This is a genomic window from Pseudomonas sp. JZ114 (assembly GCF_051027705.1).
GTDB classification, from domain to species: Bacteria; Pseudomonadota; Gammaproteobacteria; order Pseudomonadales; family Pseudomonadaceae; genus Chryseomonas; species Chryseomonas luteola.
The window spans coordinates 820,451-837,591 of sequence record NZ_CP069257.1; the positions used below are offsets into that span (position 1 = coordinate 820,451).

Sequence of the window (17,141 nt, forward strand, 5' to 3'; positions counted from 1 at the left end):
TGGACTAGCTAGATTACGATTACTCGCCTTAGGTGCTGTAACGTCATCCTCTTCCTGGGACCAGCTGAGACAAAACTCATGCAAATTGACAACATACCTTTTGGAACAACTGACTGGTCTACGATTGAGCCGACAACCCATCCTGGCGAAACCGGCTCGGCTTACTGGCGTACCCAAACCTATGGTTCCATCCGAGTACGAATGGTTGAGTATAGTGCTGGCTACCTAGCAGACCATTGGTGCTCGAAAGGTCACATACTGTTTTGTCTTGAAGGTGAACTACAGACTGAGCTTGACGATGGTCGTCAATTCACTCTTAAGCCAGGCATGAGCTATCAGGTCGCAGATAATGCTGAGGCACACCGCTCTTACACGGCTAGCGGAGCAAGGCTCTTCGTGGTCGACTGATGAATGCTCATAAGATGTAACGAAGCCAGGACGATAGCTATTCATCATTAGGGTGTACCCGAGCAGTAACAGCTGCTGGCTATCGTCCAGGTGTAGCAATAAATGGCAGACTGACTTAACGACTACATCGCTTATTTGCAACACCTAACCACTACACTTGATATGCTAAGCAGTTACCTACTCCTGCCTTGGAGCTAGCGCTAATAATCTAGCCGTCAATCGCTCTCAAAAATTGCACCTGCTGTCCTTCACGACTAATTGAGATGGTGCATCGCAGCCTTTTACATCATGCTTTTCGTACAGATAGCAAAAACTGCCAGAGCATCTAGTGCTCAATAATTAAGATGTGAATACCAATCTGTATAACCAGTACCAGAACAATAAGAAGTGACCATTAAAAGGCACTTCAAGTATTGATAGCGATAAAGACATAACTGAAGCTGTAAGCTATCGACAGAACGGATGACGCATTTAATATCCCCCTCAAGTAATGGTCTGGAAATGACAGGTCCCCATAGCTGCCTGCAAGCAAGAAGCCTTTGTGAAAGGCCTCTTGCTATACACCCTTGTTACTTGAGCCAATCCAGGTTGACGGCATTAGCCATTGCAAGGAAGCCAGTCTCGTTGGGATGAATATGATCGCCCGAGTCGAACAAGGGGTTCAATCGGGTCGGTCTTTTCGGGTCACGCATGGTTTTGTCAAAATCGATAACCGCATCATAGGCCCCGCTTTCACGAATCCACTTGTTTACTTCCTGACGCTTGGCCTCGCCCTGCCGGGTGTAATAGCTGCCCCCTTCATACGGTAGAAGCGTGGCACCAATTACCTTTAGACCATGGGTTTTCGCACGGGCAATCAGCTGCTTGTAACCTGCAATGATCTGCTTGGCACTTACCTTTTCCCGAGAACCGGGCAAATCCGAATAGCCAATATCGTTGATGCCTTCGAGTAATATCAGATGCGTAACGCCAGGCTGCGCGATGACATCTCGATCGAAGCGTGACAGTGCGCTTGGTCCCACCTGCTCGTGCAGGATGCGGTTGCCGCTAATGCCGAGATTAAGAACACCCTTGGTATTGATATCGGATCGGTTCAGCAGGCGGCGAGCCAGATAGTCAGTCCAACGGTTGTTTGTATCTACCGCGGCATTGAGACCATCTGTAATCGAGTCGCCAAATGCGACAACAGCTGTGGTGTCCTTATGGGTCAGAATATCCACACCCGTTAGGAAGTACCATGAAGTGCTGGTCGACTTTGCTTGTAACGCGCGCGCTTTCGTATGGTTGCCGGACATAGAAATATAGTTGGTCTGCTTGCCCAACGTATGTACGGTTTTAGCTTCGGTCTGCTCTGGTAGATAAAGGCTGACAGCCAGATCGGCTTGTGAAGAGAACCGCATGTCTAAAGGATCGCTGTACATCACCGCTCCAGGCGGGATTGTCGTCGAGGATATTCCTCCAAACGTCAAGGGCCGGTCTGTATCAGGGTTGATGGTGTTCTTACCAGCACTCAATGCAACCCGGGCCTCGCCAATCACCAGCGGAGTCTTGCCCAAGGCATTGGATAAGCGAACTCGAAACTTATAGCCTCCAATAGAGGTATGAACGATCTGGCGTATCGTCTGATTGTTCACCCTGACGACAGTCTCTTTTGAGCCGGCAGAAGCACCGTTGGCTTGCGGAGCCGCGGCCCAGCTTCCAACCCAATGAGGACTTTGCGGCTGAGCCGCCAGCGAATAATTACTCGCCATCAGAAGCGCTGCCGCCAGGGTGGACATTGACCACCGTTTTAGGGATTTCCTGTGAGCGGCTGCAAAAATATTAGCGTTATTTTTAGTATGGAATTCAACCACGTTTCGTTTCCTGCTTTTCTATAAACCCGACCAACGCTAGACGCTAAACCCGCTCCTGTCCAAAAACGCGGCTGCGCTTGTTCAATAAAGTAGTGCTATTTCAATAAATTAGCGTCGGTTTACCTGAAGCAGGCAGCTCATGCGCATAAATAATTAATCCGCTGAGGTACAGAGGTAATCTTGGCGGAGGCAGAAAACAAACATGCGCATAAAGCAATCAGGCAGATACTGCTATATTACCTTTTTTAGCAACATTCTGACATCCATATACATTTATACCTTTGTGTCCTCCTTTAACTTAGTGCTGAGACAAGGATTTATGCAGCAGGACAAATAGGATACTGCTTTAAGGAATACCCTAGTGAAGCTACACCTGATTTAAGGCATTGCTCAAACAGGTCCACTCACGCCAGCAAAACACGCCAAATCGTGCATAAATTCTGACTTAATAATTATTTATTGCATGTTTATGCGTCTTTATGCATAATTAATAGATCAACTGAGTACACGATCATGCCTATTCTTAAAGATATTCTTCCTCATGAACGTCAGTCCGTGATTCTCCAGCGCCTGGATTCTCAAGGGCGGGTCATCGCAGCGGATCTGGCAAAAGAAATGAGCGTTTCTGAAGACTCGATTCGCAGAGATCTACGCGAACTGGCTCAAAGAGGACTATGCCGTCGAGTATATGGGGGCGCTTTGTCTGTTGCCCCTGACCCCGGCCCGTTAAATAAACGTATTCAAAACAGCACACCTATCCTCTCGGTGCTGGCCGAAGCAGCGGCAGCATTGGTCGATCCAGGCCAGACGATTTTTCTGGATGCAGGCTCAACCAACCGGGCAATTGCATTGGCCCTTCCTTCACAGGCCAACCTCACAGTCATCACCAACGCGCCCGCTATTGGCGAAGCACTACTGAGCAAGCCTGGGGTAGAGACGATCCTGATCGGGGGCCGCCTCGACTCAAAAGCGGGTGGCAGCCTGGGGGCAAAAGCACTAAGGGAAATCCAGGCTATTCACGCAGACATTTATTTCATGGGGGCCTGCGCGCTCAGCTTTGAAACGGGCGTGACGGCATTCAACTTCGAGGAAGCGGAGCTCAAGCGCGCCCTGGTGAACGCGGCCAACGCCACGGTTATTACCCTGTCTGCCGATAAATTCGACACCCTGGCGCCCTATCAGGTGATCCCCAGCGAGGCGATCGATCATTTGGTGATTGAAACAAACAACCAGGTCGAGCCGCGCCTGAAGGCATTTCGAAAATCAGGCTGCTCGGTACAGACCGTACACACTGAGGAGGCGCTATGAAGATTGCACACGTTGCCCTATGGACACTTGATCTTGAGCGGGCCGCCGATTTCTGGCATCAGACCTTTAGCGCCCGCATCGGTCAGCCTTACCACAGCCAGACCAACAAAGGCTTCATTTCTCGCTTCGTCACTCTAGAGGACGGACCGACTATCGAACTGATGACGCATCCGAGACTGAACCAAGCCACCATCTCTTCAGACACACCTGTAACAGGCTGGGCCCATATCGCCATCTCGCTGGGATCGGAAGACGCCGTCAGAAAACTTGCTGGGCATATGGACGGCGAACAGGCGCTAGTATCCGCGCCACGCTGGACGGGCGATGGCTTCTTCGAAGCGGTGATTAGGGATCCCGATGGCAATCTAATCGAAATAACGGCCTGATCGTTTGATTTTCTTGGCCACGCTGCTGAATATCAACAATACCGCTAGCTTGTGGCTTACACATTCGGCCTCGCTTATTCAAATAGCGAGGCCGATTTTCAGAGGCCTTCTCAAGAACCTAGGTGTTAGGTCCCGGGAAGAAGAGGTTTGGGTCGGTTAAAAAGAGCTGTGGTTGTTTATGCCATTGCCCGAGGATAAAGCCAATCGGTGTTTGCCCTTTCAAGGCGCGCAATGGACGAGCGCTGTTATACGCCCACAGATAATCCTTTATATGCTCCTGCAGCTGTTTAAGCGAGGCATAATGAAAGGCCTTGATGGTGGCCTGCTTGATCGTCCGGTTCATGCGCTCAACCTGGCCATTGGTCCAGGGATGGAAGGGCTTGGTTAGCCGATGTTCAATGCCGTGCCGATAACAGACCACATCGAAAGGATGGGCCCGATAGCGTTCTGTACCTGTCTTCTTGGCAAATTGGATACCGTTGTCGGTGAGTACCGTATGCACTTTATAAGGTAATGTCTTAAGCGTGGCCTCCAAAAAGTCGACCGCATCTTTGCGCCTCATCTGCGTGTGCAACTCGGCATAGACAAACTTCGACATGCGATCGATCGCCACAAAGAGATAGGCCCGGCCCTCTGCGGTATGCACCTCGGTGATATCGATATGCAGATAGCCCAGCGGATAGCGTTTGAAGGCTTTCTTCTCACGTACCGGCTCAGCTGAGCGCGGGAGGTTGCTGATGCCGTGCCGCTGGTAGAGCCGATGCAGGCCCGAGCGCGAAAGCCTGGGTATGAAGCGCTGCAAGGCATGCAGGCAATCGTCCAGAGGCAGCACCGTCTTCTGCCGGAACGCAATCGCAGCGGCCTCTTCAGCCAGGGTCAGGGAGGTCGAATGCGGCTCCCGAGGTCCCATGGGCTGATCTTCAACCGAGTCGCGCTTACGCCACTTGATCACGGTCTTGGGGTTTAAGTTGTAACGCTTACTCAGCGTCGCGATCGAATCCTGCGATCGCTGTAACTCCGCTCGGATGGCGTGCGTGGTCGTGGCGCGCTTGTGTAGAACCTGAGCCATGGATCCTCCTCCGATAGAGGTCTATACCATAAACCCTTTCTCCCTGGGACCAAACACCTAGGCACCGCAGGATCTCTCACACCGGGTAGCCTCGATGCTTTACACAGTGGCACGTATCAACTAACAACCATCCTTTGAAAAGCAAAAATAAAAATAGTTAAGCCTTGGCGCGCAAACCATATTCCTGCCAGGGTCAGTCGGAGTATGATCCGCGCCCCGACCTGTTAATGGAACTAACATGCGCCTCAAAGGGATATTACTCAGCGCGATTCTGTGCCTGCTTGCCGCCTGCGACGCCTCTCAGGATGCGCCAACGGGATCTACATCCAAGACCGCGCCTGAATCATCCGGATCGCCTGCATCTGCGACTATTGATGCTAAAACAGCCGAATCGGCACCGGTATCAAAAACTCAGGACATTGCCCAGACAGCCGAGCGATACGCTGGCCGAGCATTGACTGTGGTTGACGCCTCTGAGATTCAGCTGGACGGTGCCAGCACATTGTCGGTTACGTTTTCAGTCCCCTTGCAACGCGAACAGGCATTTCATCAGTACCTTCATCTGACAGACAAGACCGCCGGCCCGGTTGATGGCGCCTGGGAACTGTCGGATAACCAGATGGAGCTTCGGCTGCGCCATTTGCAGCCCAAGCGTGAGCTTACTCTGACCATTGATGCGGGCCTAAAAGCCATCAATGACAACGCGCTGAATGCCCCTTACACCACCTCACTCAACACGCGAAACATTACCCCAAGCGTTGGCTTCGCCAGTCGTGGCTCACTCCTGCCAACACGACTGGCCGAGGGGCTTCCGGTCATTGCCCTGAACGTCGATAAAATCAATGTCGACTTTTTTCGCATCAAGCCCGATGCGCTGCCAGCCTTCCTTGCCAGGTGGGGTAATCGAGCCACAATGGGGTATTGGGAGTCGAGCGAAATACTGCCAATGGCAGAGCTGGTCTATACCGGCCGATTCAACCTGTCACCCAAGTTGAATACCCGGGAAACCGTACTGCTGCCCCTGACTGGGATAGAGCCCCTCAAAGAAAGCGGCGTTTATTTGGCCGTGATGCAACAGGCCGGCAAATACGACTATCAACAGTCGACTACGCTGCTGACGTTGAGCGATATCGGCCTGTCGGCCCATCGCTATCGGGATCGGATCGATGTCTTCACTCAGGCTCTAAGCGGCGGAAAGCCACTGGGCAAGATTGCCATTCGGGTACTGGATAAAGACAGTGCAGTTCTGGCTGAAACCCAGACCGATGCCCAAGGACATGCGCAGCTTACCGTCAACGGTAACGCACGCGTGCTGCTGGCTCAGCATGATGGGCAAACCAGCCTACTGCGACTGGATAACCCCGCATTGGATCTGGCTGAATACAAGATCGATGGCCCAAGACAACAACCGCAGCAGTTCTTTGTATTTGGCCCTCGTGACCTGTATCGACCCGGTGAGACCGTGTTGCTGAATGCCCTATTGCGCGACGGAGACGGACATGCGCTGCCACCACACCCGGTCCCGGTCGAGGTTCGTCGGCCGGATAACCAGACGAGCCGTCGCTTCGTCTGGAAGCCTGATGCAAATGGTCTTTACCAATATGAACTGCAACTGGGTGAAGAAGCACCTACCGGCCGCTGGCAACTGGTCATGCAGGTAGACGGGGCTACGCCTCAACTGTATGAGTTTTCCGTCGAAGATTTCCTTCCAGAGCGCATGGCGCTTGAGCTCAAGGGTGAAGACGCGCCGCTGGCTCCAGATGAACCATTTGAAGTCAGCGTGACCGGCCGCTACCTGTACGGAGCACCCGCGAATGGCAATACCCTTTCCAGCCAGCTGTATGTCAGACCACTTCGCGAAGCCGTGGCAACCCTGCCGGGTTATCAGTTCGGCTCCATTACCGAGGCCGACCTCAGCCAGGACCTTGACCTGGATGACCTGACGCTGGATACCAAAGGACGCGGACTTCTTTCCCAGGATACCCGTTGGAGCGAAGCGCGCTCGCCCCTGCAGTTGATTTTGCAGTCCAGCCTGCAGGAGTCAGGCGGCAGACCGGTGACACGTCGTCTTGTCCAACCGGTCTGGCCCGCTCAACACCTTCCCGGAATTCGCCCTCTATTCAATGACGGCGAGGTCGATGCAAATAGCCAGGCGGGCTTTGAGATCGTTATGGCCAACGCGCAGGGTAAGAAACTACAGGCCAGCCAGCTACGGGTCCGTTTGGTCCGTGAACGAAGGGACTATTACTGGGGTTTTTCTGATGATGAAGGCTGGAGTAGTCGTTACAACGAAAAAGCCATCACCATGTCTGAAGAGACGATCGATATTGCGGCAAACGGTTCAGCGAAGGTCAGTTTTCCTGTGGAATGGGGTCCTTACCGGGTCGAAGTGGAAGACTCCGAGACCGGCCTGATAAGCAGTGTTCGGTTCTGGGCAGGCTATCGGTGGCAGGACAACACCGACAACGGAAGCGTACGGCCTGACCAGGTCAAGCTTTCGCTCGACCGTCCAGCCTACCCCGCGGGCGATCAGGCTCGCATCACTGTCACGCCTCCTACAGCAGGCAATGGTTATCTGCTCGTGGAGTCCGCCGAGGGTCCGCTCTGGTGGCAGCCTATCGAAGTGCCGGAAGGCGGCAAGACGTTTGATGTGCCCGTCGCCAAGGATTGGTCTCGTCATGATCTGTATGTCACGGCGCTGGTTATACGCCCAGGTGAAGCCAAGACAGGCGTTACCCCCAAGCGTGCGGTAGGCCTGCTCCATCTCCCGCTGGACCGTGAAGCCCGTCGCCTGAACCTGACGGTAAACACCCCTGCACGCATGGAGCCGGGGCAACCATTAAAGGTCCGCCTGCAGGCACGCAACGCCGATGGATCGATTCCTCAACAGGCGCACGTTCTGGTGTCGGCTGTCGATACCGGTGTTTTGAGCATCACTCGATATACCACACCGGACCCCTTCTCAGCCTTCTTTGGCCGTAAGGCCTACACGGCCGATCAGTTCGATGTGTATGGCCAGCTGATCGAGGCAGGCCGTGGCCGCCTGGCAGCTCTGGCTTTTGGTGGTGACGCGGACCTGTCGGCCGGGGGCAAGCGGCCCCCTACCAAGGTGAAAATTCTCTCTGAGCAGAGTCAGGCAGTAACCTTCGATGCAGAAGGTAATGCCGAGGTAAGCCTGCCGGTTGACGATTTTAACGGTGAGTTGCGCGTCATGGCTCAGGCCTGGACAGAAGATCGGTTCGGGGCGGGTGAAAGCAAGGTCACTGTTGCGGCACCTCTGGTGGCTGAGTTGGCTGCACCTCGCTTTCTTGCAAGCGGTGACGAAACGACATTGGCCCTGGATGTGACAAACCTTTCTGGACGCACTCAGCAGCTAACGGTCAAAACCGAGGTCTCAGGACGCCTGGCTTTGCAGGAAACCGTCGACAAACCTCTTACCTTAAAAGAAGGGCAACGCGTAACACTCAAGGTACCGGTAAAAGCGCTTGGGGGTTACGGAACAGGCAAGGTTACCGTGCGGATCACGGGGCTGGTTATGCCAGAGGGTAGCTCGTCGCTGTCTCGCGACTGGACGCTAGGTGTTCGCCCGGCCTATCCGGCACGCCGTGACCAATTCTCTGTCGCGCTGGACGCCAGCACACCCTCCTGGAGCTTACCGGCATCGGTGCTTGAAGCCTATGCTCCAGAAACGCGGGAAGCCATGCTGGCAGTATCCAGCCAGCCACCGCTTAATCTGGCCGAGCATATTAAGGCACTTGAGGCCTACCCATACGGCTGTCTCGAACAGACCACCAGTGGGCTTTACCCCTCTCTTTATGCAGACGCCGAATCACTCAAGCGTCTCGGCATTCAGGGTGAGCAGGAGAGCGACCGCCGCCGCAAGATCGAGGTGGGAATCGATCGACTGCTAGGAATGCAACGATACTCGGGCGGCTTCGGTCTCTGGAGCGCAGAAAGTTCAGAAGAGTACTGGCTGACAGCGTATGTCACTGACTTCCTGCTACGGGCTCGGGAGCGAGGCTTTGCTGTACCCACCGAACCTCTGAACAAGGCAACACAACGGCTGCTGCGCTATCTGCAAGACCCTAATCAGATCGATGTAGGGTATAGCGAAAACGCCACACATGACCGCTTTGCCGTTCAGGCCTATGCGGCTTATGTACTGGCACGCAGCAAACAGGCACCGCTTGGCGCACTGCGTAGCCTGTTTGATCGCCGTGAAGCTGCAGCGTCCGGCCTGCCCTTGGTCCATCTTGCCATTGCCCTGCAGCGCATGGGTGATAATGATCGGGCAATGCAAGCGTTGACGGCCGGACTTGCACAGGTTCGCGCCTCAAAGGCTTGGTTCCATGACTACGGTAGTGTCTTGCGTGACGAGGCGCAGATTCTGGCACTGCTCGAAGAAAATGACCTGGCGGCAGACCAACGTACCCAACGTCTGTTTGCGCTGGCGGAAGAGTTGTCTACTCATCAGTGGCTGTCGACGCAAGAACGAAACTGGCTATATCTCGCGGGTCGCTCGGTCATGAGTAAACCGGCCCAGCCCTGGAAGGTCGAATTGACTCTGGCAGGAGCCCCGCGCGAACTGGCCGATAACCGTGACGTAACGCAGCACATCGATGGTGCCGAACTCAATACACCGCTTTCGGTACGCAACACGGGTGATGCAGTGGTGTATCAGCAGCTGACTGTGACCGGTTATGGGATGCAGACACCAGCACCTATCAGCGAAAACCTGAGCATCGAGCGCAGCTACCTGGGGATGGATGGCCGTCCGGTCAACCTGTCTCAACTCCATAGTGGCGAGCTTGTGCTTGTGCACCTTGCCGTACGGGCTCATCAACGTGTACCCGATGCGCTGGTGGTCGACCTGCTACCGGCAGGACTTGAGCTGGAAAACCAGAACCTGGCACAAAGCGCAGCCAGCCTGGAAGACGCCGGCAGCAACGTTCGTGAATGGGTAAAGGCGATGCAGAACGGTACGCTCAAGCATCAGGAGTACCGAGATGATCGTTATGTTGCCGCCGTAGATGTCAACGGCTATGGCACCACGCATCTGGTATACCTGGCGCGGGCCGTTACACCAGGACGCTACCTCGTGCCACCACCCCAGGTGGAGTCCATGTATCGCCCTGCCTGGCAAGCGCTGGGTGCTACCCCTGATCAACTGGTTGTTCTGCCGCGTTAAGCGGCAGACCTCCCGAGTTGTGTAGCCATGAAAAAAGGCCTGCACGCCGCAAAGTACTGGTCTCGTCTCGCGCTGAGCCTTTTTTCAGTGCTTGCTGCAATGTTATGGCTGGCTGACCAGCTTTGGCCGCTACCTGTTCCTGACGATGGGCTTGCCCATGTCATTCTGGCCGAAGACGGCGAGCCGCTCTACCGGTTCGCCGATGGGCAAGGTATCTGGCGCTATCCCGCTACGCCAGATACCGTTTCGCCCTACTACCTCGACGCGTTACTGGCGTATGAAGACCGCTGGTTCTATCAGCACCCCGGCATCAATCCGGCTGCGCTCGCACGTGCCGCCTGGCTGAATCTCTCAAGCGGACGGGTCGTCTCGGGAGGTAGCACGCTATCCATGCAGGTTGCCCGTTTGCTCGATCCACACCCGCGGACTCTGACGGGAAAACTTCGCCAGCTGTTTCGGACCGCTCAGCTTGAGTGGCATCTGTCCAAACGGGAAATCCTCACGCTGTACCTCAATCGCGCCCCTTTCGGCGGCACATTGGAAGGGGTTGCCGCCGCCAGCTGGACTTATCTTGGCAAGTCACCTGTGAGCCTTACTCGTGCCGAAGCGGCACTACTTGCGGTATTGCCACAAGCGCCCAGTCGTTTGAGGCCTGATCGCTTTTCCGAACGGGCACAGGCGGCGCGAGACAAGGTGCTCGCCCGACTGGACAGCGAAGGGGTATGGCCTGCCAAGGCGGTAAAAGAGGCAATGGAAGAACCTGTTTGGCTGGCGCCCCGGCAATCGCCTGACCAGGCACCGCTGCTGGCTCGTCGGCTGAATACGACAGGAGAGTCGCCAGCGATCCACACGACCATCGACATTGCCTTGCAACGGCGCCTCGAATCGCTGCTCCTTGATTGGCGGGCCCGTCTACCGGAGCGCACTTCAGCTGCAATTATTGTGGTTGATACCGGGAGCATGGCGGTAAAGGCATATCTGGGCTCTGTCGATATCACGGATGATCGTCGGTTTGGCCATGTCGACATGGTATCAGCCATACGATCACCCGGCTCCACGCTCAAGCCCTTCCTGTATGCCCAGGCGCTGGACGCAGGTCTGATCCACTCGGAATCCTTGCTGCAAGATATCCCTCGACGCTTTGGCGATTACCGGCCCGGGAATTTCTCTTCAGGCTTCAGTGGCCCTGTCGCTGCAAGCGAGGCGTTACATCGGTCGCTCAATCTCCCTGCGGTGCAATTGCTCGAGGCCTATGGCTCCAAGCGGTTTTCCGGTGAACTGCGTAGTGCAGGCGTCCCGCTCTTTTATCCTCGAGGCGCTGAGCCCAATCTCTCATTGATACTGGGCGGTGTCGGCGCGCGACTGGAAGACCTGGTCAGCGGCTATAGCGCTTTTGCCCGAGAGGGAAAGGTAGCCCGCCTGCGGTTTCGTCCAGAAGAGCCTGTGATGGAAAGACGGTTGATGTCGCCCGGTGCTGCCTGGATCGTTCGGCGTATGCTGGCCGACCGCTCAGATCCCCTCTTGGATGAAGCCCAACTGCCTCCAGCGCTGGCTTACAAGACGGGAACCAGCTATGGTTTTCGGGATGCGTGGTCGATCGGCATTACGCCAGGTTATGTGGTTGGCGTCTGGATCGGCCGCCCTGACGGCACGCCGGTAGCAGGCCAGTTTGGCCTTGCTTCAGCCGCCCCGCTGCTGTTTCAGGTCAACGATATATTGCTCAATCGGGATACTCAGCGAGGACGTCTCTCCCCCATACAGACCAGACCTGCAAGCGTCAGGGTAGAATCCATCTGTTGGCCTGGGGGGCAACCGCTTCCGGCCGATGATGAAAACTGTCGAGTCCGACGTTGGGCTTTCACGCTGGATAAACAGACGCCCCCCACAATGCAAGCCCCTGACCAGCCCTTGGGTCAGGGACTGGATGAGACCTATTGGGTCAATGAGGCAGGCAAGCAGGTGGCGCCATCATGTTCTGGCGCACGCCCGGTACGTTTCCTGGCTTGGCCTGCGTCCCTCGAACCTTGGCTGGCCGCGCGCGAGCGCCGCACGTCCCGTCTGCCATCAATCGATTCGAACTGTGCGCCTACCCTTGGCACTGCAGCCAGTCCGTTACAGATTACCGGGCTACGTGATGGTGCACGATTACAGGCGCCTGCCGGACAATCCGAGCCCGTTTCCATCACCGTAACCGCGCAGGGTGGTGAAGGTTCACGCTGGTGGTTCGTCAACGGCGAACCGGTGGCAGAGCAATCGGAACAATTGAGTTACACGTTTCCCAGGCCAGGAGCTTACGAGATCAGCGTACTGGATGATTCCGGGCAGACCGAGCATGTGAATGTAACTGTAGTGCGGTAGCGGCTTTATGTCTTATGCATTAAGCCCCTCATGCATGAAAGCGTTTACGGTATTCGGCTGGAGTAATGCCCACGTGTTTCATGAAGGCTCGGCGCAACGTATCGGTGCTGGCAAAGCCGACCTTGGTAGCGACTTGTTTGGGCACATCGCCCTGCTCTTCCAAAAGCAAACGAGCAGCGCTTATGCGCGCACGCTCTACCCATACCGCAGGCGTTTCACCGATTTCAGCTGAAAACAATCGCGCAAAATGTCGGGGACTCATACCTGCATGAGCCGCTAACGCGTCGACTGACAACGGTGACGACAGGTTCGCCATGGCCCACCGTTGTGTTTCCTGTAGAACAGACCGACCGCCGATACTGGACTGTCCATGCCGGCTGAACTGGAGCTGCCCTCCGGGTCGCTTGAAATACATAACCAGCTGAGAAGCCACCTGTCTTGCAATATCCCGGCCCAAGTCTTCTTCTACCAGTGCCAGGGCAAGATCGAGACCTGCCGTCACCCCTGCTGATGTTCTCAATTTACCGTCTCGAATATACATAGCATCCTCTTCGACCTGGACGCTGGGATATGCCTGTGCCAGCGCGGGTGCGCAAGCCCAATGAGTAGTGACACGACGCCCATCGAGCAAGCCACTGTGAGCCAAAACAAATGCACCTGTACAGACAGAACCAAAGCGCCGCGCACGCTTTGCTGCACCGCGTATCCACGCCAGAGTTATCGGGTCCGGTTTGAGATTGGAGATATGCGGTGCCCCTGCGACAAGAACAGTGTCATAGCGCTCCGGCTGTTCATTGACAACGCCGTCTGCATACAGACGTGCACCTGACGAACTTTGGACGGGACCTGACTTAAGCCCAATTACCCTGCACAGGTAGGAGGAGCCTCCTGATTCAAGGTTAGCCTGTGCGAAAACATCCAAAGGACCCGCCACATCGAGCAGCTGCACACCGGGAAGCGCCAGGATGGCGACAAGTCTGGTCATCGAAATCCTCTACACGTCTGTCTCAGACGGATAATGGCAGGATTTAACGCAATACTGCAATTGAGGACATGATGGCAACGGGTGAAACTTGTTTTCCACCCTTTGCCGGAGAGTTTGCATGAGTATTAATATTGATGGCATCAGCATCCCTGATACCGCATTGACTCGGGAAATTACTGAGATTGTTCGAGATACCGCATCTCCCCTCCTCTTTCACCATTCCAGCCGGGTCTATTACTTCGCGGCGCTGGCCGGGCAAAAGCGCGGCTTAACATACGATGCGGAGCTTTTGTATTGCGGCTGCATGTTCCATGACATGGGCCTGACGCATCAGCACAGCAGCGCCTGCGAGCGCTTTGAGGTAGATGGTGCCAACGCGGCCAAGACATTTCTGGCAAGCCACGGGATAAACCAACAGGATATCGATACCGTATGGGCCTCGATTGCACTGCATACCACGCCGGGCATTCCCCAGCACATGCATCCGCTGATTGCCCTGGTCACGGCAGGCGTAGAGATGGACGTGCTAGGGCTAACCTACCCGGAATACAGCGATGAGCAACGACAAGCAATCGTCAATGCCCATCCTCGAGGCAATCGTTTCAAGGAAGAGATCATTCAGGCCTTTTACGAGGGAATAAAACACAAACCTCAGACTACGTTCGGCAATGTCAAGGCAGATGTTATCGCTGACAAAGACCCTCAATTCGCTCCCCTGAATTTCTGCAGCGTCATTCGAAACTCTCAATGGGCCAGTTAGTGTGACGCCTGGAGATGAAACCAGCCAGGCTGGTTTCATCTCGGTCTGATCGACTGAATCCTTAACAGCCTTTTCTGAAATCCGTACCTATAACCCTCATGCTCACGCGGCCACCAACTAGGCGCATGAGCACGTCGGCAGGAATGCCGCACGGCTTCTTCCGCTCAGCTTTTGAAGGATCTTATCCGTACCACATCGCTTTTGGGGACGATGAAATCCCTTCTACTGCAAAGTCTTTACGTTACGCCGCTTGATTTTGAGATGTATAAAAGACAGGCTAAATAGCAGGTCTAAACAGCCATTTCGATCACTCGGCGGGCATTTGCCCCTGCAATTCCTTCTCCTCTAGGGCTAAACGCTAACGTATGATGGGTAAGCAGTCTTGTCTCGTGGGAGGCGGTCAGGCAGGTGAACGATTACGGGCCGTTGATTGGCAGAACACTCCATTAGGCCCTGTCGAAGGTTGGCCCCTGTCGCTTCAGGCAGCCATCAGAATAGTACTCAGCTCCGACTTTCCCATGATGGTGCACTGGGGTCCGCATCTGATTACCTTTTACAACGATGCCTACGCTCCAAGTCTGGGTAACAAGCACCCTGGAAATCTTGGAAGACCCGCCAAGGAATGGTGGCTTGAGATGTGGGATCAGTTGACTCCGATTTTTGATCATGTCCTTTCGGGGAAGGCTTATTTTGTAGAGGATGCCCGATACACGCCCAATCGCAACGGGGTACAGCAGGAAGCATTCTTCACGCACTGCCATAGCCCGTTATGGGATGACGATGGCCATGTCGCCGGTATTTTTCTGGTTGTGACGGAAACGACGGGCCGTATCGTGGCCGAGCGCAAGCTGCTTCAGGCCAATGCCGATCTGGAACGGCAAGTTCTGGCTGCAAAATCCAGCGAGGCGCGCCTGAGTGCCTTTGTCAGTGCATCGTCCGAGGGGCTGTATTCCATGAGTGGGGATTGGCAGGAGATGCACGAGCTGAAGGGACGTGGCTTTTTGAAGGATACATCCTCGCCCAATCCGAACTGGTTGACCGATTATATTCCCGTTGACGAGCAGCCCCGCGTGAAGGCAACCCTCAACGAAGCGATAACCTCCAAGAAGTTGTTTAGCCTGGAGCATCAGGTCAAGCGCGTTGATGGCAGTATAGGCTGGGTGCAATCACGAGCCATACCGTTTCTTGATGCGGCGGGTGATATTACCGAGTGGTTTGGCGCAGTAAGCGACATTACCGTTCGCCGCCATGCAGACGAGGTACTGCAAGGACAGAAAAAGAATCTTGAGCATCAGGTAACCGAGCGAACCATAGAGCTGAATCACCTCTGGGAGATTTCGCCCGACCTTTTGCTGGTGATCGATTACGAGGGCATTTTCCGTAAGGTCAACCCCGCCTGGACACGTATCCTGGGTTATGAACTGGAAGAACTGCTCGGACAGAACGTCAGTGAACTCATGATACCCGATACCGCTCTTTCGCCGCTGGAAGCCTATGAGCGAGCTGCACGCGGCGAGCTGTCTGAAATGGAGAATCGCTATCGCCATAAGGACGGCTCCACCCGTTGGTTTTCCTGGGTTGCGGCGCCCTCTGCCGGGCAGATCTATGCAACCGGACGGGATATCACGGCAGCAAAGGCAGCAGAAACCGAGCTGGCTTCGATGCAGGAAGCCTTGCGTCATGCACAAAAGATGGAAGCCGTCGGCCAGCTGACAGGCGGTGTCGCCCATGACTTCAATAACCTGCTGGCTGGCATTTCCGGGTCAGTGGATATGATGCAGATCCGTATACAGCAGGGAAGACTGAATGATCTAGAGCGCTATCTGGGCATGGCCCAAAACGGTCTCAAGCGTGCGGCGTCGCTTACCCACCGTCTCCTGGCTTTTTCACGGCGCCAGACGCTGGATCCCAAGCCGACCCGTATCGGACAGCTGGTTTTGGGTATGCAGGAGCTGATTCAAAGTACGGTAGGCCCTGCGACGCCCGTAAGAATGAATACCCCAGAGAAGTTGTGGTCTGCGCTGGTCGATGCGCCTCAACTTGAAAACTCCCTACTTAACCTGTGCATCAATGCTCGCGACGCGATGCCTCAAGGCGGGCGTATCCTCGTTGAAATGACCAACCGTTCTCTTGATGAGTACGCGGCGCGACAGCACGATCTACCGCCGGGAGACTATCTCACGCTCAGTGTTACCGACAGCGGAACCGGGATGCCTCCCGCGGTCATTGAGCGGGCGTTCGAGCCATTCTTTACAACAAAGCCAATCGGAAAAGGCACCGGCCTGGGATTGTCCATGGTCTATGGCTTTGTCCAGCAATCGGGCGGACAGGTCCGAATCAATTCACGACTGGGCGAAGGCACTACGGTCTGTGTCTACCTGCCTCGTTACTATGGCAATGCTATCACCCCCTTGACCGGCTTTGCCGAAGCTACAGAGTTTCCCCGCTCAGAGCCGGGCGAGACCGTTCTAGTGGTGGATGATGAGCCTACGGTTCGTACGTTGATCATGGAAATTCTTGAAGACCTTGGGTACATCGCCCTCGAAGCTGGCGACGGTGCGGCTAGCCTTGAGATATTGCACTCGGATAGGCGCATCGATTTGTTAATTACCGATGTAGGCTTGCCAGGTGGCCTGAACGGCCGACAGGTCGCTGATGCAGCACGGGTTTGGCGCCCTGGCCTCAAGGTTCTGTTCATTACCGGCTACGCCGAAAAAAGCCTGCTGAGCGAAGGGCAAATGGAGCCGGGCATGGCGGTGTTAACCAAGCCTTTCGCCATGGACATAATGGCGACACGCATTCGCACCATGATCGAGTCATGAGGAC

10 protein-coding genes are annotated in these 17,141 nt (G+C 55.1%); 7 read left to right on the plus strand and 3 right to left on the minus strand.

The features are described 5' to 3' along the window. The first annotated feature begins 78 nt into the window (after positions 1-78). Positions 79-408: a DHCW motif cupin fold protein gene (locus JQR90_RS23200; protein WP_010798752.1), complete on the plus strand. Its 330-nt coding sequence runs from the start codon at positions 79-81 to the stop codon at positions 406-408. A gap of 569 nt (positions 409-977) precedes the next feature. Here JQR90_RS23200 and JQR90_RS23205 read toward each other — a convergent pair. After that, positions 978-2,186, minus strand: a complete 1,209-nt coding sequence (locus JQR90_RS23205; RefSeq protein WP_037031092.1) for an SGNH/GDSL hydrolase family protein — start codon at positions 2,184-2,186, stop codon at positions 978-980. A gap of 588 nt (positions 2,187-2,774) precedes the next feature. Between JQR90_RS23205 and JQR90_RS23210 the strand changes: the two genes are divergently transcribed. Beyond that, on the plus strand, positions 2,775-3,569 hold the full coding sequence (locus JQR90_RS23210) for a DeoR/GlpR family DNA-binding transcription regulator (RefSeq protein WP_010798755.1): 795 nt from the start codon (positions 2,775-2,777) through the stop codon (positions 3,567-3,569). Next, on the plus strand, positions 3,566-3,955 hold the full coding sequence (locus tag JQR90_RS23215) for a VOC family protein (RefSeq protein WP_073450654.1): 390 nt from the start codon (positions 3,566-3,568) through the stop codon (positions 3,953-3,955). The genes JQR90_RS23210 and JQR90_RS23215 overlap by 4 nt, the downstream gene beginning before the upstream one ends. A gap of 118 nt (positions 3,956-4,073) precedes the next feature. Here the strand turns inward: JQR90_RS23215 and JQR90_RS23220 are convergent, their stop codons facing one another. Then, complete coding sequence (locus JQR90_RS23220; protein WP_010798757.1) at positions 4,074-5,024, minus strand: IS481 family transposase; 951 nt, start codon at positions 5,022-5,024, stop codon at positions 4,074-4,076. Positions 5,025-5,262: 238 nt separating this feature from the next. Here JQR90_RS23220 and JQR90_RS23225 point away from each other — a divergent pair, with 238 nt between their 5' ends. Next, positions 5,263-10,212, plus strand: a complete 4,950-nt coding sequence (locus tag JQR90_RS23225) for an alpha-2-macroglobulin family protein (RefSeq protein WP_434140840.1) — start codon at positions 5,263-5,265, stop codon at positions 10,210-10,212. A gap of 27 nt (positions 10,213-10,239) precedes the next feature. After that, positions 10,240-12,570, plus strand: a complete 2,331-nt coding sequence (pbpC, locus tag JQR90_RS23230) for a peptidoglycan glycosyltransferase PbpC (protein WP_073450653.1) — start codon at positions 10,240-10,242, stop codon at positions 12,568-12,570. A gap of 28 nt (positions 12,571-12,598) precedes the next feature. Here pbpC and JQR90_RS23235 read toward each other — a convergent pair whose 3' ends face one another. After that, on the minus strand, positions 12,599-13,555 hold the full coding sequence (locus JQR90_RS23235) for a GlxA family transcriptional regulator (protein WP_010798760.1): 957 nt from the start codon (positions 13,553-13,555) through the stop codon (positions 12,599-12,601). Between the two features lie 118 nt (positions 13,556-13,673). Here JQR90_RS23235 and JQR90_RS23240 point away from each other — a divergent pair, with 118 nt between their 5' ends. Together JQR90_RS23240 and JQR90_RS23245 are read left to right on the plus strand one after the other, a co-directional pair. After that, positions 13,674-14,315, plus strand: coding sequence for an HD domain-containing protein (locus tag JQR90_RS23240; protein ID WP_010798761.1), 642 nt, complete (start codon positions 13,674-13,676; stop codon positions 14,313-14,315). Between the two features lie 365 nt (positions 14,316-14,680). Further along, positions 14,681-17,137: a hybrid sensor histidine kinase/response regulator gene (locus JQR90_RS23245; protein WP_286790280.1), complete on the plus strand. Its 2,457-nt coding sequence runs from the start codon at positions 14,681-14,683 to the stop codon at positions 17,135-17,137. Positions 17,138-17,141 lie beyond the last annotated feature (4 nt).